The sequence below is a fragment of the Bacillus sp. FSL L8-0099 genome, assembly GCF_038006385.1.
Classification (GTDB): domain Bacteria; phylum Bacillota; class Bacilli; order Bacillales; family Bacillaceae_G; genus Bacillus_A; species Bacillus_A toyonensis.
The window spans coordinates 1,920,797-1,945,900 of sequence record NZ_JBBOVC010000001.1; the positions used below are offsets into that span (position 1 = coordinate 1,920,797).

The 25,104-nt window shown below is 34.7% G+C and carries 24 protein-coding genes and 1 pseudogene; 16 read left to right on the forward strand and 9 right to left on the reverse strand.

Going from position 1 to position 25,104, the window contains the following annotated elements:
* Positions 1 to 110: 110 nt before the first annotated feature.
* From MHH42_RS09890 to MHH42_RS09905, 4 genes are all read left to right on the forward strand, one after another.
* Positions 111 to 638 carry a DinB family protein gene (locus MHH42_RS09890; protein ID WP_001019820.1) on the forward strand — a complete coding sequence of 176 codons (528 nt, stop codon included), beginning with the start codon at positions 111 to 113 and terminating at the stop codon, positions 636 to 638.
* Positions 639 to 820: 182 nt separating this feature from the next.
* A complete protein-coding gene (gene rsgA / locus MHH42_RS09895; RefSeq protein ID WP_016108222.1) occupies positions 821 to 1,873 on the forward strand; it encodes a ribosome small subunit-dependent GTPase A in 1,053 nt (350 codons plus the stop codon).
* 208 nt (positions 1,874 to 2,081) lie between these two features.
* Entirely contained in the window at positions 2,082 to 4,064 is a 1,983-nt protein-coding gene (locus MHH42_RS09900; RefSeq protein WP_000040624.1) for a methyl-accepting chemotaxis protein, read from the forward strand.
* A gap of 212 nt (positions 4,065 to 4,276) precedes the next feature.
* Positions 4,277 to 4,582, forward strand: a complete 306-nt coding sequence (locus MHH42_RS09905; protein ID WP_016108223.1) for a hypothetical protein — start codon at positions 4,277 to 4,279, stop codon at positions 4,580 to 4,582.
* A 22-nt stretch (positions 4,583 to 4,604) separates the two neighbouring features.
* Here the strand turns inward: MHH42_RS09905 and MHH42_RS09910 are convergent.
* A protein-coding gene (locus tag MHH42_RS09910; protein WP_375166148.1) for an IS1182 family transposase occupies positions 4,605 to 6,067 on the reverse strand; the annotation gives its coding sequence in 2 pieces (ribosomal slippage) (positions 4,605 to 5,506 and positions 5,506 to 6,067; 1,464 coding nt in all).
* Positions 6,068 to 6,419: 352 nt separating this feature from the next.
* Between MHH42_RS09910 and MHH42_RS09915 the strand changes: the two genes are divergently transcribed.
* Positions 6,420 to 6,785, forward strand: coding sequence for a DUF3979 family protein (locus tag MHH42_RS09915; RefSeq protein WP_000965090.1), 366 nt, complete (start codon positions 6,420 to 6,422; stop codon positions 6,783 to 6,785).
* 36 nt (positions 6,786 to 6,821) lie between these two features.
* On the opposite strand, the gene MHH42_RS09920 is transcribed toward MHH42_RS09915, so the two are convergent.
* Positions 6,822 to 7,862 (reverse strand): YkvI family membrane protein, encoded by a 1,041-nt coding sequence (locus MHH42_RS09920; RefSeq protein ID WP_340893276.1) that lies wholly within the window; start codon positions 7,860 to 7,862, stop codon positions 6,822 to 6,824.
* A 241-nt stretch (positions 7,863 to 8,103) separates the two neighbouring features.
* Between MHH42_RS09920 and MHH42_RS09925 the strand changes: the two genes are divergently transcribed.
* From MHH42_RS09925 to MHH42_RS09935, 3 genes are all read left to right on the forward strand, one after another.
* Entirely contained in the window at positions 8,104 to 8,547 is a 444-nt protein-coding gene (locus tag MHH42_RS09925; protein ID WP_016108224.1) for a Dps family protein, read from the forward strand.
* 106 nt (positions 8,548 to 8,653) lie between these two features.
* Positions 8,654 to 9,109, forward strand: a complete 456-nt coding sequence (locus MHH42_RS09930; protein WP_000488204.1) for a DUF3939 domain-containing protein — start codon at positions 8,654 to 8,656, stop codon at positions 9,107 to 9,109.
* A gap of 264 nt (positions 9,110 to 9,373) precedes the next feature.
* Positions 9,374 to 10,318: an alpha/beta hydrolase gene (locus MHH42_RS09935; RefSeq protein ID WP_000798330.1), complete on the forward strand. Its 945-nt coding sequence runs from the start codon at positions 9,374 to 9,376 to the stop codon at positions 10,316 to 10,318.
* A gap of 45 nt (positions 10,319 to 10,363) precedes the next feature.
* Here MHH42_RS09935 and MHH42_RS09940 read toward each other — a convergent pair whose 3' ends face one another.
* Both MHH42_RS09940 and MHH42_RS09945 read right to left on the reverse strand, forming a co-directional pair.
* On the reverse strand, positions 10,364 to 11,365 hold the full coding sequence (locus tag MHH42_RS09940; protein ID WP_340893278.1) for an LLM class flavin-dependent oxidoreductase: 1,002 nt from the start codon (positions 11,363 to 11,365) through the stop codon (positions 10,364 to 10,366).
* Between the two features lie 104 nt (positions 11,366 to 11,469).
* On the reverse strand, positions 11,470 to 11,661 hold the full coding sequence (locus MHH42_RS09945) for a DUF3896 family protein (protein WP_340893279.1): 192 nt from the start codon (positions 11,659 to 11,661) through the stop codon (positions 11,470 to 11,472).
* Positions 11,662 to 11,985: 324 nt separating this feature from the next.
* On the opposite strand from MHH42_RS09945, the gene MHH42_RS09950 reads away from it, so the two are divergent.
* The gene (locus tag MHH42_RS09950; RefSeq protein ID WP_001168166.1) at positions 11,986 to 13,449 is read left to right on the forward strand and encodes a flavin monoamine oxidase family protein; all 1,464 of its coding nucleotides are present in this window, start codon (positions 11,986 to 11,988) and stop codon (positions 13,447 to 13,449) included.
* A gap of 84 nt (positions 13,450 to 13,533) precedes the next feature.
* Positions 13,534 to 14,118: a GNAT family N-acetyltransferase gene (locus MHH42_RS09955; protein WP_000803474.1), complete on the forward strand. Its 585-nt coding sequence runs from the start codon at positions 13,534 to 13,536 to the stop codon at positions 14,116 to 14,118.
* Positions 14,119 to 14,230: 112 nt separating this feature from the next.
* Here MHH42_RS09955 and MHH42_RS09960 read toward each other — a convergent pair.
* Together MHH42_RS09960 and MHH42_RS09965 are read right to left on the reverse strand one after the other, a co-directional pair.
* Positions 14,231 to 15,600, reverse strand: a pseudogene (locus tag MHH42_RS09960) (IS1182 family transposase); the annotation flags it as partial.
* Positions 15,601 to 15,739: 139 nt separating this feature from the next.
* On the reverse strand, positions 15,740 to 16,642 hold the full coding sequence (locus MHH42_RS09965) for an aldo/keto reductase (RefSeq protein ID WP_340893280.1): 903 nt from the start codon (positions 16,640 to 16,642) through the stop codon (positions 15,740 to 15,742).
* 165 nt (positions 16,643 to 16,807) lie between these two features.
* Between MHH42_RS09965 and MHH42_RS09970 the strand changes: the two genes are divergently transcribed.
* Positions 16,808 to 17,758 (forward strand): CobW family GTP-binding protein, encoded by a 951-nt coding sequence (locus MHH42_RS09970; RefSeq protein ID WP_000613433.1) that lies wholly within the window; start codon positions 16,808 to 16,810, stop codon positions 17,756 to 17,758.
* A gap of 136 nt (positions 17,759 to 17,894) precedes the next feature.
* On the opposite strand, the gene MHH42_RS09975 is transcribed toward MHH42_RS09970, so the two are convergent.
* Positions 17,895 to 18,365, reverse strand: coding sequence for a GNAT family N-acetyltransferase (locus MHH42_RS09975; protein ID WP_001048673.1), 471 nt, complete (start codon positions 18,363 to 18,365; stop codon positions 17,895 to 17,897).
* Positions 18,366 to 18,502: 137 nt separating this feature from the next.
* Positions 18,503 to 19,453 carry a metal ABC transporter substrate-binding protein gene (locus MHH42_RS09980; protein ID WP_001126163.1) on the reverse strand — a complete coding sequence of 317 codons (951 nt, stop codon included), beginning with the start codon at positions 19,451 to 19,453 and terminating at the stop codon, positions 18,503 to 18,505.
* A 264-nt stretch (positions 19,454 to 19,717) separates the two neighbouring features.
* Between MHH42_RS09980 and MHH42_RS09985 the strand changes: the two genes are divergently transcribed.
* On the forward strand, positions 19,718 to 19,867 hold the full coding sequence (locus MHH42_RS09985; protein WP_000540935.1) for a hypothetical protein: 150 nt from the start codon (positions 19,718 to 19,720) through the stop codon (positions 19,865 to 19,867).
* Positions 19,868 to 19,983: 116 nt separating this feature from the next.
* On the forward strand, positions 19,984 to 20,643 hold the full coding sequence (locus MHH42_RS09990; protein WP_001042745.1) for an oxidoreductase: 660 nt from the start codon (positions 19,984 to 19,986) through the stop codon (positions 20,641 to 20,643).
* A gap of 29 nt (positions 20,644 to 20,672) precedes the next feature.
* On the opposite strand, the gene namA is transcribed toward MHH42_RS09990, so the two are convergent.
* Positions 20,673 to 21,710: an NADPH dehydrogenase NamA gene (namA, locus tag MHH42_RS09995; protein WP_340893281.1), complete on the reverse strand. Its 1,038-nt coding sequence runs from the start codon at positions 21,708 to 21,710 to the stop codon at positions 20,673 to 20,675.
* A gap of 133 nt (positions 21,711 to 21,843) precedes the next feature.
* Here namA and MHH42_RS10000 point away from each other — a divergent pair, with 133 nt between their 5' ends.
* The 3 genes from MHH42_RS10000 (at position 21,844) to MHH42_RS10010 (ending at position 25,053) form a co-directional block, all read left to right on the forward strand.
* Complete coding sequence (locus MHH42_RS10000; RefSeq protein ID WP_087950148.1) at positions 21,844 to 22,296, forward strand: methylated-DNA--[protein]-cysteine S-methyltransferase; 453 nt, start codon at positions 21,844 to 21,846, stop codon at positions 22,294 to 22,296.
* A gap of 25 nt (positions 22,297 to 22,321) precedes the next feature.
* The gene (locus MHH42_RS10005) at positions 22,322 to 23,320 is read left to right on the forward strand and encodes a DUF2628 domain-containing protein (protein WP_000388938.1); all 999 of its coding nucleotides are present in this window, start codon (positions 22,322 to 22,324) and stop codon (positions 23,318 to 23,320) included.
* Positions 23,321 to 23,391: 71 nt separating this feature from the next.
* A complete protein-coding gene (locus MHH42_RS10010; protein WP_000824261.1) occupies positions 23,392 to 25,053 on the forward strand; it encodes a peptide ABC transporter substrate-binding protein in 1,662 nt (553 codons plus the stop codon).
* Positions 25,054 to 25,104: the final 51 nt, after the last annotated feature.

Sequence of the window (25,104 nt, forward strand, 5' to 3'; positions counted from 1 at the left end):
TGTTTGGGTAAATCTTATTCAATTTAATTATAACAGAAAATTTCGATATATTTCAGTCTATTATATGAATCATATTTACAATAATATGAATACAGAAAGAGGTGTGTGATATGAATATAGAGTATCGAATAAGAAGTGTGGATGGTTATACGAAAAATATAGGGGAATTAGTAAGTATGCTGGAGCATACGAGGGCGGTAACATTACAGGAAATAGAAAATCTATCAGTTGAGCAATTAGATTTAATTATGCCAAGTGGTGGGAATTCAATTGGCGCCTTATTAAAACATATGGCATCTATAGAAAAAGCCCATCAGCTTATTTCATTTCAAAATCGTGACTTTACAAAAGAAGAATTAGAAATATGGGAAGATGCACTGTATTTAGGGGAAGTTGGGAGAACGATTCATGGTCATGAAATACAGTATTATGTACAACTTTTGCAAAGTGTTCGAGAAGAGTCGCTAAAGTATTTGAGTAAAGTAGATGATACATGGCTAATGTCAGAAAGAAAGTGGCCTAACGGTGTAGCGTATAACCAGCACTATCTTTGGTTTCATGTGATAGAAGATGAAATTAATCACCGTGGACAAATTAGAATGTTAAAGAGATATTTATTTGAAAATTACGTCAAATAAAGTAGCTTTTTAAATTGATATTCCATATAATGAGAGTAATTAAAATAAGATCGGAGTGATGTATTATGGCGAATATGACTGTAATGAATAATAAATTAAATACAAACGTGGATGGAAAGGGCGATATTATATAAGATAGTTCGCAATCCTTCCACTTAGTACAAACTAGGGAGGATCTTGATTTGAATCAAAATATTTTAGAGTCGTTCGGCTGGGATTCATTTTTTGAAGAGCAAGCTGTAGAGCAGAATTATGAAGTAGGGCGTATTTTACTTGAGCATAAGCATATATATCGTATTATTTGTAATGACGGTGAATATATGGCAGAACTGTCTGGGAAGTTTCGACATGAAGCGGTAACGAAAGGAGATTACCCAGCAGTTGGTGATTGGGTGTATGTAAAGAAAATAGAAAATGAGAAAAAGGCAATCATTCATCGTATTTTTTCGAGAAGAAGTTCTTTTTCAAGACAAGAAGCTGGTAATAGAACTGAAGAACAAATTATTGCAGCAAATGTTGATTATTTATTTTTAGTGAATGCACTTAACCATGATTTTAACGTAAGAAGGTTGGAGCGTTATTTACTATTAGCGTATGAAAGTGGTGCAATGCCTGTTATTGTTTTAACAAAAAGTAGTTTATGTGAAGATGTGGAACAAAAAATTGTAGAAACGGAAGCTGTTGCAATTGGTGTTCCGATCTTCGTCGTCGATAGTTTAGAGCATAGAGGTATTGACTCGTTACAACAATTTGTTGCTTCAGGAAAAACAATTGCTTTAGTCGGCTCATCAGGGGTTGGAAAATCTACTTTGTTAAATGCACTCGTAGGAATTGAGATAGCGAAAACGGGAGATATACGTGAGGAAGATAGTAAAGGGCGGCATACGACAACTCATCGTGAGCTGTTCCAACTACCGAGTGGGGGCTTAGTCATTGATACTCCTGGCATGAGAGAGTTACAGCTTTGGGATGGAAGCGATGCAATCCAAACAACGTTTTCTGATATTGAAGAATTTGCAAAAACATGCCGCTTCCGAGATTGTAAACATGAGAATGAGCCAGGATGCGCAGTGCATAAAGCAATTGATAACGGGCTAATGACGATAAATCGTTTGCAAAGCTATAAAAAGTTGCAAAGAGAATTGGCGTATTTTATGAGAAAACAAGATGCTATTCTTGCAAGAGCTGAGCGCGATAAGTGGAAGAAGATTTCTAAACAACATAAAAAAATGTAAAAAACCAAAGGGCTATTCCTTTGGTTTTTTACATTTGTAAATTTTATAATAATATTATTCATATATATAGACAAAGGGGGAATATTTGTTTAAACTTTACAAGGTGTTTATGAAAAACGAATTGTAAAAATAGAGGATAGGGAATGGGATATATTCATAATTAGTTATTCATCCTTAAAACTTAATATTTAAATGTAGGAGGTTTATAATGAGTAAACTGTTAAGGTGGTTTCGAGATATAAAAGTAGCAAAAAAGCTATTAATTTCATTTTTGGTAATTTTAATTGCAGCTGTCTCTATTATTGGAGGAATGTCTTATCAAACGGCTAAAAAGAATTTTGAATCACAAATTACGAGTAGTGCTCACGATAATATAAAAATATTAGATAATTTAATCAATCAAATGATTGAGGCGAAGTTTAACGAAATAAATAACTTTGCACGAGTGGTTCATAGTGATATGTATCAAGGAGATAATCAAGATGAATTAAGAAAGGTATTATCTCAGTATATTAATTTAAATAAAGATATTGAACAAGTGTATGTTGCCGGCAATGATAAGAAGTTTGTGCAAGAACCAAATATACAAATGGCAGCAGATTATGATCCAACAACTCGTTCTTGGTATAAAGATGCAGTGAGTAAACAAGGTGGAATCGTGGTCACTGAACCGTATAAGGCAAAAGGAAATGGACATATTGTCGTAACGATTGCGAAACAAACAGAAGATAAAAATGGTGTTGTTGCGGTAGATTTAAGTTTAGAGAGTTTATTGAAAACAACAAAGTTAATCAATATTGGTAAAAAAGGATATACTTTCATTTTAGATGGAAAACAAAAAATAATTGCTCACCCGCAAGAAAAATCAGGTGATAAAGCAGCTGATTCTTGGGCAAAGAGAATTTACGAAGATAATCAGGGCGCTTTTTCATACACGTATGACGGTAGTGAAAAGAAAATGGTATTTGCTACAAATTTAAAAACAGGTTGGAAAATCGGTGGAACGATGTACTCAAATGAAATAATCGAAGCTGCTCAGCCTGTATTTTATAATATGTTAATTGTTATGATTATTTCACTAGTTGTAGGAGGGGCACTTATTTATTTCGTAACGCTTTCTATTACAAAACCTTTAAAGAGATTAGTTGCCACTTCTAAAGAAATAAGTGAAGGAGATTTAACGCAAACAATTGAAATTCATTCAAACGATGAAATTGGTCAACTTGCAAAAGGATTTAATGAGATGACAGATTCACTACGAACGTTAATTGGAAGAATTAATGATTCGGCCGGGCATGTTGCAGCGGCATCAGAAGAGCTAACTGCTAGTGTAAGACAAGCGAGTGAAGCAACGGAACAAATTACAATGGCAATGGATGAAATATCAAGTGGGGCAACGACGCAAACAACAAGTGTAGAAAATGGTGCAATGTTACTGTTTGATGTAACAGAAGGAATTCAGCATGTAGCAAATAGTTCATCATCTATTAATACGGCTTCTACTCATACTCGTGAAAAAGCAGAAGATGGTGGAAAGTTAGTAGGGAAAACAGTTAATCAAATGCAGTCTATTGCAGAATCTGTTTCACAATCCGATGCAGTTATACAGTTATTAAATAATAAATCAAAGCAAATTGGTGACATATTAGAAGTAATCCAAAATATTGCAGATCAAACAAATCTTCTTGCTTTAAATGCTGCAATTGAAGCTGCAAGAGCTGGTGAGCACGGAAGAGGATTTGCGATCGTTGCAGATGAAGTACGTAAATTGGCAGAGCAATCTAGCGTATCTTCCAGTGAAATTAGTAAATTAATATGTGAAATACAAGATGATATGAGTAAGACAGTAAAATCTATGGGTCATGTAAATAAAGAAGTTCAATCTGGACTAGTTATTGCAAATGAAACGAAGCAAAATTTTGCTGAGATTTTACAATCTACAAATGAAATTGCTAATCAAATTAAAACGATGGTTGAAACGGCTAATGGGATGTCAAAAGGTGCCAATGAAGTATCTATTTCAGTCGGGCAAATTGCAATGACAGCACAGAATAATGCGACGAGTACACAAAGTGTCGCAGCGTCTGCTGAAGAACAATTAGCTTCGATGGAGGAAATTGGTTCCGCAGCTGGTACATTATCTCAAATGGCTGAAGAGTTGCAAGGATTAATTGAAAGATTTAAAGTTTAAAAGAGAAAGACTGCCCCAATAGCAGAATGCTATTGAGGCAGTCTTTTTTTACGCAATAACTGCGATGAATTAATGCTTATAATGAATGAGGATGGAGAATAGCTTAATGATGTTTAAAACTGAATTTCTCATATTATTTGTCGAAAAATAGAGGTATTTGTTAACTTTGTGTATAATTACAATCATATAGAATACAAATAAAGGAGATTATTATGGGAGTGTATTGGGGTACAAAAAGACATTCTTGGCTTAGTTATGTCTCATTTTGGCTAAGTATTTCATTTTTTGTGGTGTTTCTAATTGAAGTGTTTATTTTAAAAACACTTTCGGATAGCTCGGTGAAAATTGTTAAATATTTCTATTTCATACTCGTACCAGTAAACATCCTTCTTAGTTTAAAGTTACTTTTTAAGAAGAATGAAAAGAAAGCATTACCCATTTTTAGTTTAATTGTCTCATTATTATTTACAATTTTAATTATAGTATTAGCAATAGCAGCTACAGGGAAATTTATTTAGGGAGAGTGATATATATCACTCTTCAGAGTGTTGGGAAACCCTTTAGGGTTCCCAACATTCTGCAATCCTTTTTAATTTTAGTAAATGAAAACAATATAAAATAATAAATTTTAGAAAAACAACCCTCCACCAGACCCTTTTTGGTTAGGTGAAGGGCTATTTTTTTCATGTTTTGACAAGCTGCGGTGAGGTAAGCTTGCATTTGGACAGACTTCAGCCCTCGAAACCGAGCATATCGATAGCCATGTAGTTCTTTGGCATCCGCAAAGCTTCGCTCTATAGTTGAACAGCGTACTTTATACAGTCTTTTCCCTGTAGCTGTTAGTTTGTTTTTTCTAGCGATATCTTTATATTTTTCCCATATATGATGAGTGATAACTTTTTGTTTTTGTTTTTTTGAAAAGCATACCTCACGTAGCGGACAAACAGCGCAGTCTTCTGGATTTGATTTATATTGACGATATCCTTCGCGATCCGTTGTCGTATATTCTAAAATACATCCCATCGGACAAGCAAATACATTCATTTCTTTTACATATTTAAATTGGCTTTTCGGAACGTCTTTATTTCGCTTTCCAAATCGGCGATACCCCATCACCATAAATATATTCTGTTCTGATAGTTTCTTACAGATATAACCTGTAAAATAGCCTGCATCAAGAGCTACAGCTTCAACTTTGAATCCGAATTTATTAGTTTGAGCTTGTAGACGTGCTAAATACGGCTCGGAATCCGCCATATTTCCAGCCGTTATATAGGTATCTGTAATAATATTATATTTCGCATCAGTCGTACGATGATCTAAGAAATGAAAACCGTTCGGTTTTCCATCCCTCATTAAAAATCCACTATCTGGATCCGTTGTACTGATACGAGTTTTTTTAGTGGGGGTATCACTTTCCTTTCTAGGTCTTAATTCTTTTTTCCATGTACCTCACGATCTTCGATTACCGCAGCTTCTAGTTCATCTATATAGAACTTTGCCTTTTCTTTTTTATATTTATGTACAAATTTATTTTTATTGGCATTCGCCTTAATGTGTGTAGAATCTGTCATCAACGCACGTCCTCCCACCATACGGTGCTCGGTCGCTTGACTCACAATCTCATCAAAAATTTCTTCGAAAATATTTGTATGAATGAAACGAGTACGGCGATTCCAACTGATTGTAGAATGATCTGGAATTGTATCTGATAGAGAAAAACCTAGAAACCAACGGTAGGCAATATTCGTTTTGATCTCCTTTTCCAATTGTCGCTCTGAACGAATACCATAAAAATATCCGATAAACATCATCTTAAATAAAACGATAGGGTGAATTGACGGACGACCATTGTTTTCACAGTAATAAGGGCGTAACTTTTCCTCAATAAAATCAAAACTGATTGTCGCTTCAATCGCACGAAGGAAATGGTCTTGCGGAACTAATTCTTCTACAGAAACGGATACACGCTCATCACGATGATTTTTTAAAGCACCCATCATAAAAAATCTCTCCTTTACCTCTTTTTTATCAGTGTTGACACATAAAAAGAGGTTCAGACACATAAACAGGCTGTGGAGAAGACTTTCTCCACAGCCTGGAGAGTGATATATATCACTCTTCTTTTTTGTTATGAGCAAATAAAAAATAGGTGTTGAATAAAACTTACAGTAGAATAGTAAGTAACGGACTAAGATACATAATAATGAAGATAGAATAAAGTGTTTTGTAAGTATTAATGAAGCAAATGAATACGGTAAGAACGGTGATATATGGTACAATGACTATGGATAGTGATAGAGATAAAGGGTATATAAAATACTCATCGTTTTTTAGTAAGAGAGGGGTTATCTTATGCTATACGAGGATTTGATGACATTATTTCAAGCAGCTCCAAAAAAAGATAGAGGTGGCTGGAAATATATAATCCAAGAACAAAATGATAAATATGAAATTGTTGATGAAATGTTGAAAAATCAAATGAGTATTGAATTGTATTTTAATGAATATGATGAGGTGAAAATCACTTTATATAAAGATGGAATTCCTATTTCTACTATGCAAAGAATTGCTATTTCAAAAGTTGAATTAGACGAGGATGAAGAAGGGATTCAATTCGTTTTAGAGCGCATGCCTAGTCGAATGATTCGATTGCAATTAAAGCCATATTTGGCATTGGAAATGGGACCGTACTGGGAAATATGTGATGATTGTGAATGAACATAAAGAAAGCATCCAATAAAATGGATGCTTTCTTTATGTTTTTTGAAGTTGTTTAAAAGCAATGATTGGAAGTAGAACGATACTTACCCATCCGATGATTGGATATAGAATGTGGAGTAGTTCACTGTAACCGATGTAACTAAAGCAATAACTAATTAGTAAAATGAAGAAAATAATATTGTTACTTTTCCACCCAGTGATAGATTGCATTTGTTTTGTCATCCCGAACACATTACCAACTAAAGTTGTAAACACTTCACCGAAAATAATAAGAACAAAGAAAAAGTGAAAAGTTGCATTAAATCTTCTTATGACTTCAGCCATTGGGATATTGTATTGATAAAATTGGTCGACTGATAAGATAGCTAAATGGCTGCATAATAAAATTAAAGAAAGTCCTGCACCACCTAAAATTCCACCCCACAAAATGGCTTTTCGATCCTTTACTTCACCCGCTAACGGGACGAGAACGCTTTGGGCGAGAGAAAGATTTAAAGCGACATATGTAATAGGGCTAGTAATCCACTTCATATTCCAGCTCTCTGCAGGAATAGTATTACTAATAGGTGTTGTACTGTGGAAAAAGGTTGTAATAGCAAGTCCTATAATAAATATCATCATAATAGGTACGACAAGTGTATTTACTTCAAAAACACCTTGTAATCCGCGGCTACCTATAATGAGACAGGCGATAACTGTAATGAGAATACCGAGTTGTCTTGGTAAACGAAGTTGCTCTTCAAATACCGCCCCAGCCCCTGATAGCATAACGCTCGTTACACCAAATAATACGAGTAGTAATAATGTATTTACAACATTTCCGAATACATCTCCAAATAAATATTTGTTAAAATCTTGCGCTGAAAATGCCCCGATTTGTGATGAAAGTAACATCATCTTTGTGCCGAGCCAAATAAAAAAAAATCCACTTACACATATACCAATTGTTCCGTATAATCCGTTCACTGTAAAGAATTCAACAATTTCTCGTCCAGTAGCAAATCCAGCTCCAACGACAGTTCCGATATAAGTAGCAGCAACTTTCTTTGCTATTTGCCATTGTTGATTGTCCATGTTATCCCTCTTTCTTCTATGATGAGCTTGACTTACTATAATGCATATGTAGCAGCTTGGACGATTAGACATATGAAGTAGTTGAAAAAATACATGAATTGTATGATATTAGGGAAATATTAAAGGTGTTAAAACTTTGTTACATATGAGCCAATCATTCGAAAGGGTAGGAAATGTATGGTAAAATGTAATTAGGTTATTAAAAGATAAGCATTACAAAACGATAAGAGGAGTGGATTGTATGAGTACGAATACAAATGTTGTTGAAGTATTAAACAAGCAGGTAGCAAACTGGAATGTGTTATATGTGAAACTACATAATTATCACTGGTATGTGACAGGACCACACTTCTTTACATTACATGAGAAATTTGAAGAGTTTTATAATGAAGCAGGGACGTATATTGATGAGTTAGCAGAACGTATTTTGGCGTTAGAAGGTAAACCGTTAGCGACAATGAAAGAATATCTTGCAACATCTAGTGTCAGTGAGGGGACAAGCAAGGAATCAGCTGAGAAAATGGTGCAAACTTTAGTGAATGATTACTCTGCACTTATTCAAGAATTAAAAGAAGGTATGGAAGTTGCTGGTGAAGCTGGCGATGAAACATCAGCTGATATGTTACTAGCGATTCACACGACATTAGAACAGCATGTATGGATGCTAAGTGCATTCTTAAAATAAAAATAAATATATTTTGAAAAATCCATTGAAAAATTTTTTCAATGGATTTTTTTGTGATTTTTCAGTTTTCTTTTATGCTATAATATAGTAAAAGGGAGGCGATGCAATGTTTCGCTTTTTCAGAACTGGAAAAGAAGAACGGGAAATTACGAAAGATGAATTAGAACAAGCGATGGCTAAGTTTCTAGAAACAAATGCTAATATCGTATATACAGTATTAGTAAATGATGATTATACAGTAAATTATGATTTGTTAAAGCCGTATTTGCCTGTATTTCCGACAAATGTTTTTCTTATTACGAAGGAAACGCTTGAGGTATTTGAACATACAGAAGAAAATTTAAACCTAGTTAAAGAAATTGATATCGTACAAAAGGCAGTAGATCAATATGTAACAGAAAAAGAAATGTTTCCAATTGTTGAGGGTAGTGAAGATCGCCTTATATGCGGAATGAAGCTAGGGCCGTACTTAAATCGTCTATTAAAAAGAGACTTATATATTTCAGAAAAACATTATTTAGTTTCAAGTAAACCAGATAGAAAAAAACAAAAGAGCGGGTAGATGTAAAAAACAACAATAATATATTGTTGTCTTTTTTTGTTTAAAAATATATTGACTATTCTGTCTATTTAGTTTTATACTACACGTATTGGATAGGAAGAGGTGATGTATTATGTGTATACATACGGTAATTATTAAATATCATTCTGAGGATCAAGTATGGTTAGGTTGAGTTATTGAATATAACAATGTACATACCATGATCAAAGGATGGTATACAAGTTCGAGAAATAAATATTATAACCGGTTTCGGGGGATTGGTATATGAAAAATAGTATGACTTACATCCAGTTATTAAATGAAACGTTACGTTGTTATGCAAATAAAGGAAGTTTTGAAGCGTATACGTATATAATGGAACATGCTAAAGGTGTAATAGGTAATGAGGCACAAATATATAATTTTAAATATGCACTAGCAAGTGCAGCAGGACTTGAAGAAGAAGCTTTGCATGTAATGAAGGAAGCTATTATAGAGAATGGATTTTGGTATGGAAATGAATATTTAATTTCCGACGACGATTTAAAACCACTACATAAGTTTGAAGAGTTTCATAAAATGGTTCAATTATGTAAAGAAAGAGAAGAAGTAGCAAAGAAAACAGAACGAGCAGATGTGAAATATATTTACAGCGAGGAAAAGGGAAATCTACTAGTTACAATGCATGGTGATCAAGAAAATATAGGAATAATAGAACCATATTGGAAATCAGTTATTACACAAGATTATACGTTAGCGTTACCACAGTCTTCGCAAATTCAATTTTCAGATGGGTTTGTTTGGGATGATATACATAGAGGGAAAGAAGAATTAAAAGAGCATTACGATAAATTTATAGAGAATCATACAGTAGAAAATGTAATAATAGGTGGTTTTTCTGCTGGAGCAAGAGTAGCTTTACTTACGATTTTACAAAAAGATATAGATGTAGATGGTTTTATTTTTATGGCACCGTGGCTTCCAGAGATTGAAGAATGGAATGAGTTGCTGGAAGTGCTACAGGATAAACATATAAAGGGATATATAGTATGTGGGGATCAAGATGAAGATTGTTTCGAATGCACGCAGCAATTTGTACGATTATTAAGAGATAAGAATATAGAACATAAGTATAAAATTGTGCCTAACTTAAATCATGATTATCCTAATCATTTTGATGAGTTATTAAAAGAAGCTATTGAATATATAGGAAGTAAAAACAATAAGTAGTAAGAAAGGGAGATACATCGTCGTTGATGTATCTCCCTTTTACAATTATAAATTAAAAGCATTTGCTAGTAAGCGATAAGAATTTAATTTATGTTCAAATTGATGAGTAATCGTGACAACCATAAATTCGTCAGTATTGTACGCTTTACTTAAATTTACTATTTTTTCTTTCACAGAAGTCGGATCACCTACGATCATACGTTGACGATTTTCTTTTATACGGAATAAATCATACGCACTGTATGAATAATTTTGAGCAGTTTCGATAGAAGGTGTACCAGTTGTTCGTTTTCCTTGCTCTAGTAATAAGATTGATAAATCTAAACTAGAAGCAATTTTTTCTGCCTCTTCATTTGTTTCTCCGCAAATAACAAAAATCGCGACAATTGATTTTGGTTTATCTCCTAAATAGGAAGGTTGAAATTGTTCCTGGTAAGCCCTCATAACTTCTGGGCCTCCGAAGCCATTAATAAATTGTGCAAATGCAAAAGAAGCTCCGTTGTGCGCCGCAATTTTAGCGCTCTCTCCGCTAGAACCGAGCATCCACATTTCAGGTGATGTTGGAATAACTGGAGTAGCCTTTAAATTTGCATAATGATGATCTTCTGGTACTTGATCATGTAAATACATTGCAACATCTGCAACTTGTTCTGGGTATTGATCAAGTGAGACCATTTTTCCTTCTTGTAGTGCACGAGTTGCTATTGGCATACCACCAGGTGCTCTACCAACACCAAGGTCGATGCGGTTTGGATAAAGTGCTTCTAAAACGCGGAAATTCTCGGCAACTTTATATGGGCTATAATGCGGTAACATAACACCACCCGAACCAACTCTAATATGTCCCGTTTTCGCTGCAATATGAGAAATAAGTATTTCTGGACTTGAACCAGCTAAGCTTACGGAATTATGATGCTCGGATACCCAAAAACGTGTGAATCCGAGTTTTTCTACTTCTTGTGCAAGCGTAACTGTATGTGAAATAGCTTGGGTTGCTGTGCTACCATCTGAAATAGGTGATTGGTCTAATACACTTAATTTGATCATAGAATATACCTCTCAATCTTAATGTACATCCTATTATATATTTACTTACGAAAAATGCGTAATGAAATGCTCAAAATGAAAAGCGGATAATATTATATCCGCTTTCAACGAGAAAATCCCCGTTCATAATGATTCATTTCGACTAAGTTTAAAATATATTCATAGTTGTCAATTTCATGTTTTAGCTGTTCACGTTCTTTTTCAGATAGTCTCGTATTGCTAAGTTTTTTACATAAGTTTTGTTTCTTTAATTCTAGATGTTTTTTTGTAGCGTCGTAATCATAAATCTGTTTCATTTTCAACCACTCCTTCGTTGAGTTGCTATATTATACGAAGCATAAAGAAATGTGAGATCTGTCTCTTATGTACTTTTAGTGAATATTCAAATTGCAATGGTGTTATGTTTATGGGGATTTATGAATAAAATGCACTAAACCACTAATGCGCATTTTATCCCGCATTAACGGGCAGTAAAACTCCCACCTCAAAATTGGGCTGGAGCAATGAAGTTAGGTGGGAGATTAACTGCCCATAAAAGCCCGATTGGTTCAACTAATAATCAGTGGGGGAAGAACACCCCACTGATTATAGTTTCACTTTATGAAGTAAGGGGTGGAATTATGCAGAAAGACTTAATGTATAACACTAAGATGGATGAAACGTTACAAGTTATAAATAAGGGATTGAATAAGACGACACGTCCGAAACAAATTATTGTAGTAGGGGCAGGCATGGCTGGATTAGTTTCGGCATCTTTATTAAAGGCTGCAGGACATGAAGTGAAGATTTTTGAAGCAAACAATCGTGTAGGCGGCCGCATAGAGACAGTTAGAATGGAAGATACCGGATTATATTTAGATGTTGGGGCGATGAGAATTCCATATTCGCACACGTTAACGATGGCATATATAAGAAAGTTTGGGTTACAGGTGAGTCCTTTTATTAATAGGAATGAGACAGATATCATCTACGTAAATGGTCGGAAAACGACATTAAAACAATATGAAAAAGATCCAAGTATTTTAAGATATCCTGTGGAAATGAATGAAGTTGGGAAAACGTCTGAGGAACTATTATTGTTAGCGGTACAGCCCATTATAAATTTTATAAAAAAGAACCCAGAGAAAAATTGGGATGTTGTAGTAAAGGATTTTGGAAGATACTCTACAGGACAATTTTTAAAGTACCATCCTTATCAATATAATACGTATTTTTCACCAATAACGATTGAGATGATTGGTGTTTTATTAGATTTAGAAGGTTTTTTAGAAAGGTCATTCGTTGAGACGTTACGTTTTTTATACATTATGCAAGAGGAGAGCGGATTTTGTGAAATAATAGGTGGAAACGATAGATTACCAAAATCTTTTTTACCGCAATTAGAAGAAAATATTATTTATAATCAAAAATTAATGAAGCTACATCAACACGATAACGGTGTGACGGCTTTCTATCGAAACGAGGAAACTTTTGAATATAGTAGTATTACAGGGGATTTAGTTATTGTTACAATTCCGTTTTCGACAATGCGTTTTGTGGAAGTAGATCCATTTGACTCTATATCTCATGAAAAGTGGAAAGCAATTCGTGAATTGCATTATATGCCTGCGACGAAAATAGGCATTCAATTTAAAAGTCGATTTTGGGAAGAACAAGGGCAATTAGGTGGCAGAATTATAACAGATTTGCCAATTCGTTACGCCTATTATCCAAGCCATGGAATTGGACAGAAAGGACCAGCTATGATGTTAGGAAGCTATACATGGTCTTATGATGCGTTGCTATGGGATGGGTTATCGAAGGGTGATCGTATTTATTACACATTACACAACTTAGCAACGATATTAGGTGGTCAAGTATATGATGAATTTATGTCTGGAATATCAAAAAGTTGGACATTGGATCCATATGCACTTGGAGGATTTGCTCTTTTTCAAGCCGGTCAAGAATCTGAGCTACAACCAGCGATTGTAAAGCCAGAGGGGAAAATATTCTTTGCTGGAGATCATACAACGTTATATCACGGATGGATTCAAGGTGCGATTGAGTCTGGAGTTCGTGTAGCGGTGGAAGTGAATGAGTAAAAAGTTTTTAATTCAGAAAATTCTTTACTATATAACTTGAGATGGATATTATTATATATAAAAGAAAAATAGGGAGTGTTTACAGTGAAACCGTTATTATTCGATTTTCCTTCTGAATTTTATACTGACAGGCTTTTTATTCGAATGCCGAAACCAGGAGATGGTAAAGTTGTATACGATGCAATTCAAGCTTCAATACAAGAACTAAAACCTTGGATGGTGTTTGCACAAAAAGAGCAAACAGAGCAAGAAGTAGAAGAAAGTATTAGAAAATCACATATTCAATTTTTGCAACGTGAGGATTTAAGGTTACTAGTATTTTCGAAAGAAACAGGTGAATTTATTGCATCTGCCGGATTACATCGTATTAATTGGGATATACCTCAATTTGAAATCGGATATTGGATTGATTCGAGATTTAGTGGAAAAGGCTATATGGTAGAGGCTGCGAAAGGTATAACGGATTATGCTTTTTCTGAACTGAAAGCAAACCGCGTAGAAATTCGTTGTGATGCTCTAAATAAAAAGAGTAGAGCGATACCTGAGAAATTAGGTTTTAAATTAGAGGGTATTTTAGAAAGTGCCAGTGTTGCGGTAGATGAAAATGGATTAAGGGACATGTGTGTATTTGCAATGACTAGAAATACATATGAAAAAGAAGAGCTGTAAAGAAACAGCTCTTCTTTTTCCAGAGTGTTGGGAAACCCTTTAGGGTTCCCAACATTCTGCAATCCTTTTTAATTTTAGTAAATGAAAACAATATAAAATAATAAATTTTAGAAAAACAGCCCTCCACCAGACCTTTTTTGGTTAGGTGAAGGGCTATTTTTTTCATGTTTTGACAAGCTGCGGTGAGGTAAGCTTGCATTTGGACAGACTTCAGCCCTCGAAACCGAGCATATCGATAGCCATGTAGTTCTTTGGCATCCGCAAAGCTTCGCTCTATAGTTGAACAGCGTACTTTATACAGTCTTTTCCCTGTAGCTGTTAGTTTGTTTTTTCTAGCGATATCTTTATATTTTTCCCATATATGATGAGTGATAACTTTTTGTTTTTGTTTTTTTGAAAAGCATACCTCACGTAGCGGACAAACAGCGCAGTCTTCTGGATTTGATTTATATTGACGATATCCTTCGCGATCCGTTGTCGTATATTCTAAAATACATCCCATCGGACAAGCAAATACATTCATTTCTTTTACATATTTAAATTGGCTTTTCGGAACGTCTTTATTTCGCTTTCCAAATCGGCGATACCCCATCACCATAAATATATTCTGTTCTGATAGTTTCTTACAGATATAACCTGTAAAATAGCCTGCATCAAGAGCTACAGCTTCAACTTTGAATCCGAATTTATTAGTTTGAGCTTGTAGACGTGCTAAATACGGCTCGGAATCCGCCATATTTCCAGCCGTTATATAGGTATCTGTAATAATATTATATTTCGCATCAGTCGTACGATGATCTAAGAAATGAAAACCGTTCGGTTTTCCATCCCTCATTAAAAATCCACTATCTGGATCCGTTGTACTGATACGAGTTTTTTTAGTGGGGGTATCACTTTCCTTTCTAGGTCTTAATTCTTTTTTCCATGTACCTCACGATCTTCGATTACCGCAGCTTCTAGTTCATCTATATAGAACTTTGCCTTTTCTTTTTTATATTTATGTACAAATTTATTTTTATTGGCATTCGCCTTAATGTGTGTAGAATCTGTCATCAACGCACGTCCTCCCACCATACGGTGCTCGGTCGCTTGACACACAATCTCATCAAAAATTTCTTCGAAAATATTTGTATGAATGAAACGAGTACGGCGATTCCAACTGATTGTAGAATGATCTGGAATTGTATCTGATAGAGAAAAACCTAGAAACCAACGGTAGGCAATATTCGTTTTGATCTCCTTTTCCAATTGTCGCTCTGAACGAATACCATAAAAATATCCGATAAACATCATCTTAAATAAAACGATAGGGTGAATTGACGGACGACCATTGTTTTCACAGTAATAAGGGCGTAACTTTTCCTCAATAAAATCAAAACTGATTGTCGCTTCAATCGCACGAAGGAAATGGTCTTGCGGAACTAATTCTTCTACAGAAACGGATACACGCTCATCACGATGATTTTTTAAAGCACCCATCATAAAAAATCTCTCCTTTACCTCTTTTTTATCAGTGTTGACACATAAAAAGAGGTTCAGACACATAAACAGGCTGTGGAGAAGACTTTCTCCACAGCCTGGAAAAAGAAGAGCTGTAAAGAAACAGCTCTTCTTTTTCATATTATGGTACAGGATGACCGTTAGAGCTTTCAAAAATTGTAAACCATTGTTGACGATCTAAGTTAACTTTTGTAGCAAGAGCGGCCGTTTTTACACGATCTAATTTCCCAGAGCCAACGATTGGCATCATGTTAGCTGGATGAGCAAGTAGCCATGCATACATAACCGTATCGATGCTAGTAACACCTAGCTCATTAGCAACTTTTTGTACAGTTTCACGTACACGTACTGCACGTTCAGTTTGACCGGTAAAGATTTCGCCACCAGCAAGAGGTGACCAAATCATTGGATTGATTCGTTTTTCTTGGCATAAATTAATCGTACCTTTTTCAAAGTGCTCAAGCTGCAGCGCAGATACCTCGATTTGATTTGTAATGAGCGGGAAATCTAAATATGAACTTAACATATGAAACTGTGAAGGTAAAAAGTTAGATACACCGAAGTGACGAACCGTTCCTTCTTGTTTTAAGCGTGAGAACGCTTCTGCCACTTCATTTGGATCCATAAATGGATCAGGACGATGGATGAGTAATACATCAATATAATCTGTATGTAAGTTTTGTAATGAATCCTCCGCGCTCTTTATGATATGTTCAGTACTTGTATTGTAGTGAGCAACATATCGCTCTGGAAATTTCGGTGATGGGGGAGCGATTCCACACTTGGTAACAATTTGCATGTTTTCTCGTAAGGAAGGCTTTAGTTGTAAAGCTTCTCCAAACAGCCCTTCACACGTATATCCGCCATAAATATCAGCGTGATCGAAAGTAGTAATCCCCATATCCATGCATTCTTCAATGAAAGAAAGTAACTCTTGTTTCGTCATATTCCATTCTGCTAAACGCCAAAATCCTTGAATAATACGAGAAAATTCTAGTGTTTCGGCCATTTGAACTCGTTCCATTATAAGTACCCCCTTGATGTATGATTATTATTTTGAAAAGGCTTTCTTACTACATATTATTATATAGTTTGAGGAGCGTACAAACAATAAATATGTTTTGCTACAAAAACGATTTTCTCTATATGCTATAATGTAGACACATATAGCTATAAGGAGATGTAAGGGATGATTCCAGTAACAATATTAACTGGTTTTCTTGGATCAGGGAAAACGACTTTATTAAATCGTATTTTATCAGAAAATCACGGTAAGAAATTAGCGGTGATTGTAAATGAAATAGGACAAATTGGTATCGATAATCAGTTGATTATGAATGTTGAAGAAGAAATTATGGAAATGACTAACGGTTGTCTATGCTGTACTGTACGTGAAGATTTACTCGTTGCGTTAAAACAATTACTGGACGTAAAAGCAGAAGGGAAAATGGACTTTGAAGGCTTAGTAATTGAAACAACAGGTCTTGCAAATCCAGGTCCGATTATTCAAACATTTTTTTTAGATCCTGTTATTCAATCTGCATACCAAATTAATGGCGTTGTAACGGTAGTAGATAGTTACCATATACATAAACATTTTGAAAAGGGACTAGAAGCAAAGGAACAAATTGCATTTGCTGATGTAGTGTTGGTGAATAAATTAGATTTAATTGAAGAAAGTGAAAAGGAAAATCTTTTGCATGAACTGCAAGGTATTAACCCCACTGCAAAGTTAATCGAGGCAACTAACTGTGAGGTAGATATACCATCATTATTACAAATTCAAACGTTTAAAACGAAAGATACGTTACAAATTTATCCTCATAAAGAGCATAATCATTTAGAAGGTGTAAAATCATTTGTACTACGTGAAGAGCGTCCGTTAGATTTACAAAAACTAAATGAGTGGATGTCAGCTGTCGTGCAAGAGCTAGGGGAGTATTTATATCGTTATAAAGGGATTTTATCTATCGATGGAGTAGATAAACGTATCGTGTTCCAAGGTGTACATACATTATTTGCTGCTTCGTATGATAGAGAGTGGCAAGAGGGTGAAAAGCGAGTAAGTGAAGTCGTATTTATCGGTAAAGATATTAATAAAGAATGGTTCCAAGAACATTTTGGGGAGTGTGTGAAATAAGTCTGCGTCAACTGCAGGCTTATTTTTTTATGAGCATTCTATTGAGATTGTACTAGATTTCAATAACGAAACACATAAGGGAAAGAAACGGAAAATAGAAAATAACATTGATAAATATATAATAACAAGCCTGTTTTCACAGGCTTGTGTTTTCGTTTATTAGTAACTCCATTACAACACCTACAACTGGACCCTCATCATCAATATCCCCGTTTAAATGGAAACCAAATGATTCATATAGGCCCATGGCAAGTTTGTTGCCCGGATGTAAACTTAAGTAAATTATTTTACATGTAAATTGTTGTTGTAAAAATTGAATGAGTAAGCGAAGGAAACGCTTTGCGTATCCTTTTCCTTGATGTTGTTGGTCAATCATAAAACGATCTAACCAGATGCTTTCGTGTTTTTTTGAATACCAACCGTACATTGCGTATCCAACAAGTGTTTCTCCATCATATAAACCTACTGACGTCCCGTTTCCTTCATATAATGATTCTGCTAAAGAAAACGCATTACTTTCAATAAATTGCTGCTGGTTTTTTGCGACGTTTAAAGCAGCTACTGAACGCCAATTTTTTGCTGTTACTTCACAAATGTGAAGATTCATAATTCCAACTCACCTTCTAAAAGAGTATAGCTTAAAGCTAATATGGATAATTTTACTTGTTATTTTGGTCAAGTCAAGGATACATACATAAAAAGGCAGCTGAACAATAGATTCAGCTGCTTAGAAAATATAGTAAATTAGTTTGTTGCTTCTTTCAATGTGTTTACGTTTTCTTCCATTAAAGTAAAGTAATCTTTATTGTTTTTCGCATCATCTTCAGAAATAGTAGCAAGGTGATTTAAGCGTAAAACTGTTGTACCAGTTTCTTTTTGAATAACTGATGCGACTTTTGGCGTAGAGAAAGTTTCAAATAAAATATATTTTAGACCGTGTTCTTTTACTGTTTTTGTAATGTCAGCAAGCTCTTTTTGAGATGGCTCATCAGAAGCTGAAATTCCGGCGATAGGAATCTGTTTTAAACCATAGCGTTGTTCCCAATAACCATAAGCAGCATGAGAAACTAAAATTTCTTTCGTTTTCGCATTTGCTACAGCAGCTTTAAATTGATCGTCTAAATCGGTAAATTTAGTTTGAAGTGCTGCAAAGTTTTTCTCGAATTCTTGTTTATGGTCAGGTTGTAATTCCACAAGAGCATTTTTGATTTTTTCAGCTTGTTTCATCGCAAGAGTAGGGTCTATCCAAACATGCGGGTCTTTATCATGATGGTGATCATCTTCTTTATGACCATCTCCGTGATCGTGATGTTCTTCTTCAGAAGAAGCACGAAGTTTAATTCCTTTTGATGCATTTACAATTTTAACATTTTCTTTTTGTAATGTTTTTTCCATCTTCTCAGCAAATGGTTCTAATTCAGCACCGTTATAAACGAATAAATCGGCTTTTGCAACTTGTACTGTTTGTTTTTGACTCGGTTCAAATGTATGTGAATCGGCACCAGGAGGGTAAATTGCTTCTACTGTTACATAGTCGCCACCAATTTTTTTTGCGAAATCTGCAAGAGGGAAGATAGTTGTATAAACAGTTAGCTTTCCATCTTTCTTGGCAGTACCTTCTTTTTTATTTGAGCAGCCAGTAAAAATTAAAGTGAAAATAAGTAAGAATGAAAATATAGTCAATCTTTTAGGCATGAAGTTCTCCTCTTTTCTTTTTTTACGGATATATCTTCAATTATAGAAGAAAAATATCATTTTAATACAAAACGGAATAATTACGTTTTAGTTTGCGAACTTAGTATAATACATCTTTCATAAAGTTGCAATAAATAATAATCATTACGATTTGATTTTGTTATAAAGTTGTCAAATATAGATGTATTATTTTTGTGAATGCATGCATATGTGACAACGCTGCTTTCATATATTTGAAAGGAAGGTGAAGAGGAGGATGAGCGCTTGGGATATTTAATGGAAGCTATCTTATTGATATTAGCGGTAGTATTGCCATTATCTTTCGTTTTAATCTTTTTAAGACGCTTAATAAGTAATTTAGGGAATGCATCAACGATAACGAAATTACCAGAGAAAGAAAAGAAAAAAGAGTAAGTAAAGCACTATGCATACGCATAGTGCTTTACTTATGGTAAAATAAAAAGAAGGAAACTCCTAAAAGTTGCATGTCACTGAAGGAGAGAAAAGTAAAATAAGAGGTATATGCATATATGAATAAGCGAACAGCGTTAGTACTTGGTGCAAGTGGTTTAGTTGGACAAGAGATAACGCGTCTATTACTTGAATCAGATTACTACGATTCGGTTACTATTTTTGTAAGAGAACCAATGCAATGGCAACATGAGAAGTTACAGCAGAAGAAAGTAGATTATTCGGCATTAGAAGAATATAAAGAATTTTTTGCAGTAGATGATGTTTTTAGTTGTCTAGGAACAACAATAAAAAAAGCAAAAACAAAGGCGAATTTCAAAAAAGTAGATTATGAATATACGTTACGAGCTGCTTGTTTAGCTGAAAAGCAAGGGGTGCAAAACTTCCTTGTTGTGTCTTCGATGGGAGCAAATCCTAAATCATTTTTCTTTTATTCACAAGTAAAAGGGAAAATGGAAGAGGAATTGCAAAAGTTAGTGATTGGTGGTATTCATATTTTTAGGCCGTCTTTATTAGTTGGAAATCGACAAGAGTTTCGTTTTGGTGAACGAATGGCTGAAAAGTTAACTCGAATTATTCCTTTTATATTTAAAGGGGCTTTCAAAAAGTATAAACCAATTTCAGCTAAAGATGTGGCGAAAGGGATGTATATAACTGCGCTGCGAGAAGAATCTGGTCTCCACATTTATAATTCAAATGAAATTACAACGATAGAATAAATAAAACCGAGAAGAATGGCTTCTCGGTTTTATTTATTCATATTGATTTTCCCAGGAGCCCGCTTATATTGATACGGTTCTTGCAATTCAAAACCAAGTTCATTTGCGGCTATTCTTGGGAAGTACGGATTGCGAAGTAACTCACGTCCGATAAAAATTAAATCTGCTTCGTTATTATTTAATATTTGCTCTGCCTGTGCCCCAGTCGTAATCAATCCAACTGCCCCAGTTGCAATGTTAGCATGTTCTTTAATATGTTTAGCATATTGTACTTGGTAACCAGGATAAACATCAATATGTGCCGGTACAACTGCACCAGAACTACAATCGATTAAATCTACTCCTTGTTCTTTCATCCATTTTGAATACTGAACGTAATCTTGAACGGTTAGTCCGTCAGGATGATAATCATTTGCTGAAATACGAACAAATAACGGTCCGTCCCAAACTTCATTTATAGATTCGATGATTTCACGTAAGAAACGATAGCGGTTTTCAGATGAATCGCCATATTCATCCGTTCGTTTATTGGAAAGTGGAGAAAGAAATTCGTTAATTAGATAACCGTGAGCGCCATGTATTTCAATAACGTCAAATCCAGCTTGTTTTGAACGCAGTGCAGCCTTTTGAAAAGCTAGTGCGGTGTCTTTAATTTGCTCTTTACTCATTTCCAGTGGTATTTTCATTGTTTCATTAAATGGAATTGCTGAAGGTGCTAACGCATCTGTTTCTAACTCAGCTTTTCTTCCGGCGTGAGCGAGTTGAATGGCAGCTTTTGCACCATTATCATGTATAAAAGTTGTCGCTGTATGTAATCCTTCAATTAGACTGTCGTCCCAAATACCTAAATCTTTGTTAGAAATGCGACCTTCAGGTAACACAGCTGTTGCTTCAATCATAACTAAACCGACTTGACCGGCAGCCCTAGTTCCATAATGAACGAGGTGGAAATTCGTTACTTTTCCATCCTCATTTTCCGAAGAATACATACACATAGGCGACATGACGATACGGTTTTTTAGTATAACATCCTTAATTGTGTGGGGTGAAAAAAGTTTGGAATGCATCAAATAGCCTCCTTGATCGAATTTTCTTATATTTTACCATTCTCTTTTTTGTTTCTCTAATAAAACGCTTATACGAAAAATTTTGTCTATTCGTGTTACAATGACTAATATGAACTGAATTGGAGGATGACATATGTACCAGGCTTATTATGAAAGTGAATTAGGTTTGCTAGAAATTACAGCGAACGAAGAAGGAATTACGTCTGTTATATTTGTTGATGAACGACAAGAAGAAAATACAAATGAAATGATAGATCAATGTATAAATGAGCTAGATGAATATTTTAAAGGAACAAGAAAAGAGTTTACTGTACCACTGTCTGCAGAGGGAACGTCATTTCAAAAAAATGTATGGGATGCGCTCTACACTATTCCTTATGGCGTAAGTGCTTCATATTTAGATATTGCGGAGAAGGTTGGTAATACGAAAGCTGTACGAGCAATAGGAGGAGCAAACAGTCGTAATCCCATTTCAATTATCGTTCCGTGTCACCGTGTAATAGGAAAGAGTGGAAAGCTTGTAGGGTATGCGGGTGGTTTATGGAGGAAAGAGTGGCTGTTAAAACACGAAGGTATTTTGAAATGAAGTATGAATGGAAAGAGGGATTGTTTTGGAATGTATAAATTGTGGGCAACCTTGTGCGAATGAACAGTTAAATTGTGCAAACTGTCAGCAAAAACTGCATAATAAACAAGGTGAAGGAAGCTCGCTAATAGACAAAGAATTAGAAGAATATGTAGGGAGACAATATCCGTACTACAAAAAAAAATGGGAGCTTGAAAATAAGCGAATTGCAAAATGGAGCTGGAATGGTTGGGCTGCTATTTTTAATGTAGGTTGGCTTGGCTATCGTAAGTATTATTTACCTGCTGCACTATTTATACTGTTATTAGTAGTGTGTGATGCGTTTTCATATTATATGGGCTTCAACGTAGCATTGCCAATCATTAATATGGTGCCTCTCACGTTTTTATTACTCGTTTTTATCTTATTCGGGCTAGGGATTTTTGCGAATGGATTATATTATCAATTTGCAGAAAGACGTATATACCGCATAAAGGCACGTGAAATTAAAGATGAATCGGTTGAAAATTATCTCATTCGTGATAGTGGAGGAACGAGTAAAATGGGAGCAACGATCGTTACAATGTTAGCAGTTGCTAGTATTTTGTTCAGTCATTTCTTTTTCCCAACTGATCAGGATATTATTCAAAAAGTTCGTACAAGCTCGCTTTATGAATATCCAGTCTTTTCAATTGGTGAATCGTTCGAAAATTATTTTCAAAATTCAGGATGGATATACTATCGTGGAACGGAAGGATTAGAATTAGTAGAATTTCAGGGGGAGAGTCCTGAGATGCCAAGGAAAAAGGTGACAATTCAATTTATTGTTGATTATAAATTGGGAGAAGTGGAACCATATTCACTTACGATTAACGGTGAATCTAAAAATGAAGAAGAGTTTTTGAAAATAATGGAGGAAATATTTAAAGTTCAAAATCCATTTGATATAGAGGATGGCTTACAAGTAAATGCTATTCAACAAAGCGGAGGGAAAGCAATTTCTGACCGCTTTTTTTCTTTTTATGAAAATAAATATTTAAAATAATCAGAATCTTTTGTATAATAAAATATATTATACAAGTTTTAACTTATACATATAGATTGGGGGAAGGAAGAATGAAGAGAAAGACAACAACAATTGCTGCACTTGCGTTATCGACTAGTGTACTGGTTGCGGGATGTGGGAATGGGGAGAAGGCTTCGACAACGAAGAAAGAATCAAGTAAGGGAATGGCAGATAAACAAGTTTTAAATTTGCTAGAAACAGCTGAAATTCCTTCAATGGATACATCTAAATCAACAGATTCTGTATCTTTCCGTGTATTTGTAAATGCAATGGAAGGATTATATCGTCTAGATAAAGATAATAAACCAACTCCAGGTATGGCCAAAGATGTGAAGATTAGTGAAGATAAAAAGACATATACATTTGAATTACGTGATGCAAAATGGTCAAATGGTGATCCAGTTCGAGCGCAAGATTTTGTATATGCATGGCAACGTACATTAGATAAAGCAATAGCAGCAGAATATGCATTTATTTTATTTGATGTGAAAAATGCACAGAAAGTAAATAAAGGAGAAGTACCGTCGGATCAATTAGGTGTTAAAGCGAAGGATGATAAAACGTTGGTAGTAGAATTAGAGCAACCAGCACCTTATTTCCTTGAGCTTACTTCGTTCCCTACATTCTTCCCATTAAATGAAAAGTATGTAAAAGAACAAGGGGATAAATACGGATTAGAAGCAGATAAATTATTGTACAATGGACCATTTACAATGAGTGAATGGAAACATGAACAAAGTTACCAGTTAAAGAAAAACCCAAATTATTGGGATAAAGATGCTGTAAAATTACAAGAAATTAATGTGGGTATAGTAAAAGAGACAAGTACTGGGGTAAATTTATATGATAGTGATCAAGCAGACCGTGTCATTTTAAGTTCTGAGTTTGTAGACAAATATAAAAAGAATAAACCAGATGAATTTAAAACGAAGCTAGACCCACGTATGTATTTCCTACGTTTTAATCAAAAAAATGCAACGTTTAAAAATCAAAAGGTTCGTGAGGCGATTGATTTAGCGTACGATAAAAAAGGAATTGCGGATGTAATTTTGAATGATGGATCATTGCCAGCGTATTTCTTAGTACCTGAAAAGTTTACGACAGGACCAGATGGAAAAGACTTCCGTACTGTAAATAAAAATTTCCGTGACAGTAAAGATAATGCTGCGAAAGCAAAAAAACTGTGGGAAGAAGCGAAGAAAGAACTTGGTCAAGATACAATTACAGTAGAATTACTAAATGATGATAACGGTAGTCGTAAAAAAGTGGGCGACTTTATTAAAGAAGAATTAGAGAAAAACTTACCAGGTATTAAAGTGAATTTGAAGCAACAACCATATAAGCAGAAGTTAGATTTAGAAAAGAAATTTCAATATGAATTCTCATTATCTGCATGGAGTCCAGATTATCCAGACCCAATGACATATATTGATATGTTCGTTACTGGAAGTTCATTTAATGAAATGGATTATTCAAATCCGAAGTATGATGATTTAGTAGCGAAATCAAAAGGAGAACTACTAAAAGATGACGCAGCACGCTGGAAAGCACTTGCAGAAGCTGAAAAAATCTTAATTGGTCAAGATGTTGCAATCTCTCCTACGTACCAACAAAGTACAGCTTACTTAGAGAAGACGTATGTAAATGGTATTGCTAACCATACGTTCGGTGGCGACTTCAGTTATAAATGGGCATATATTACAAAGAAATAGTATAATAAAAGATGAGTGAATTTTCGCTCATCTTTTGTTTGTTTAAGGAGG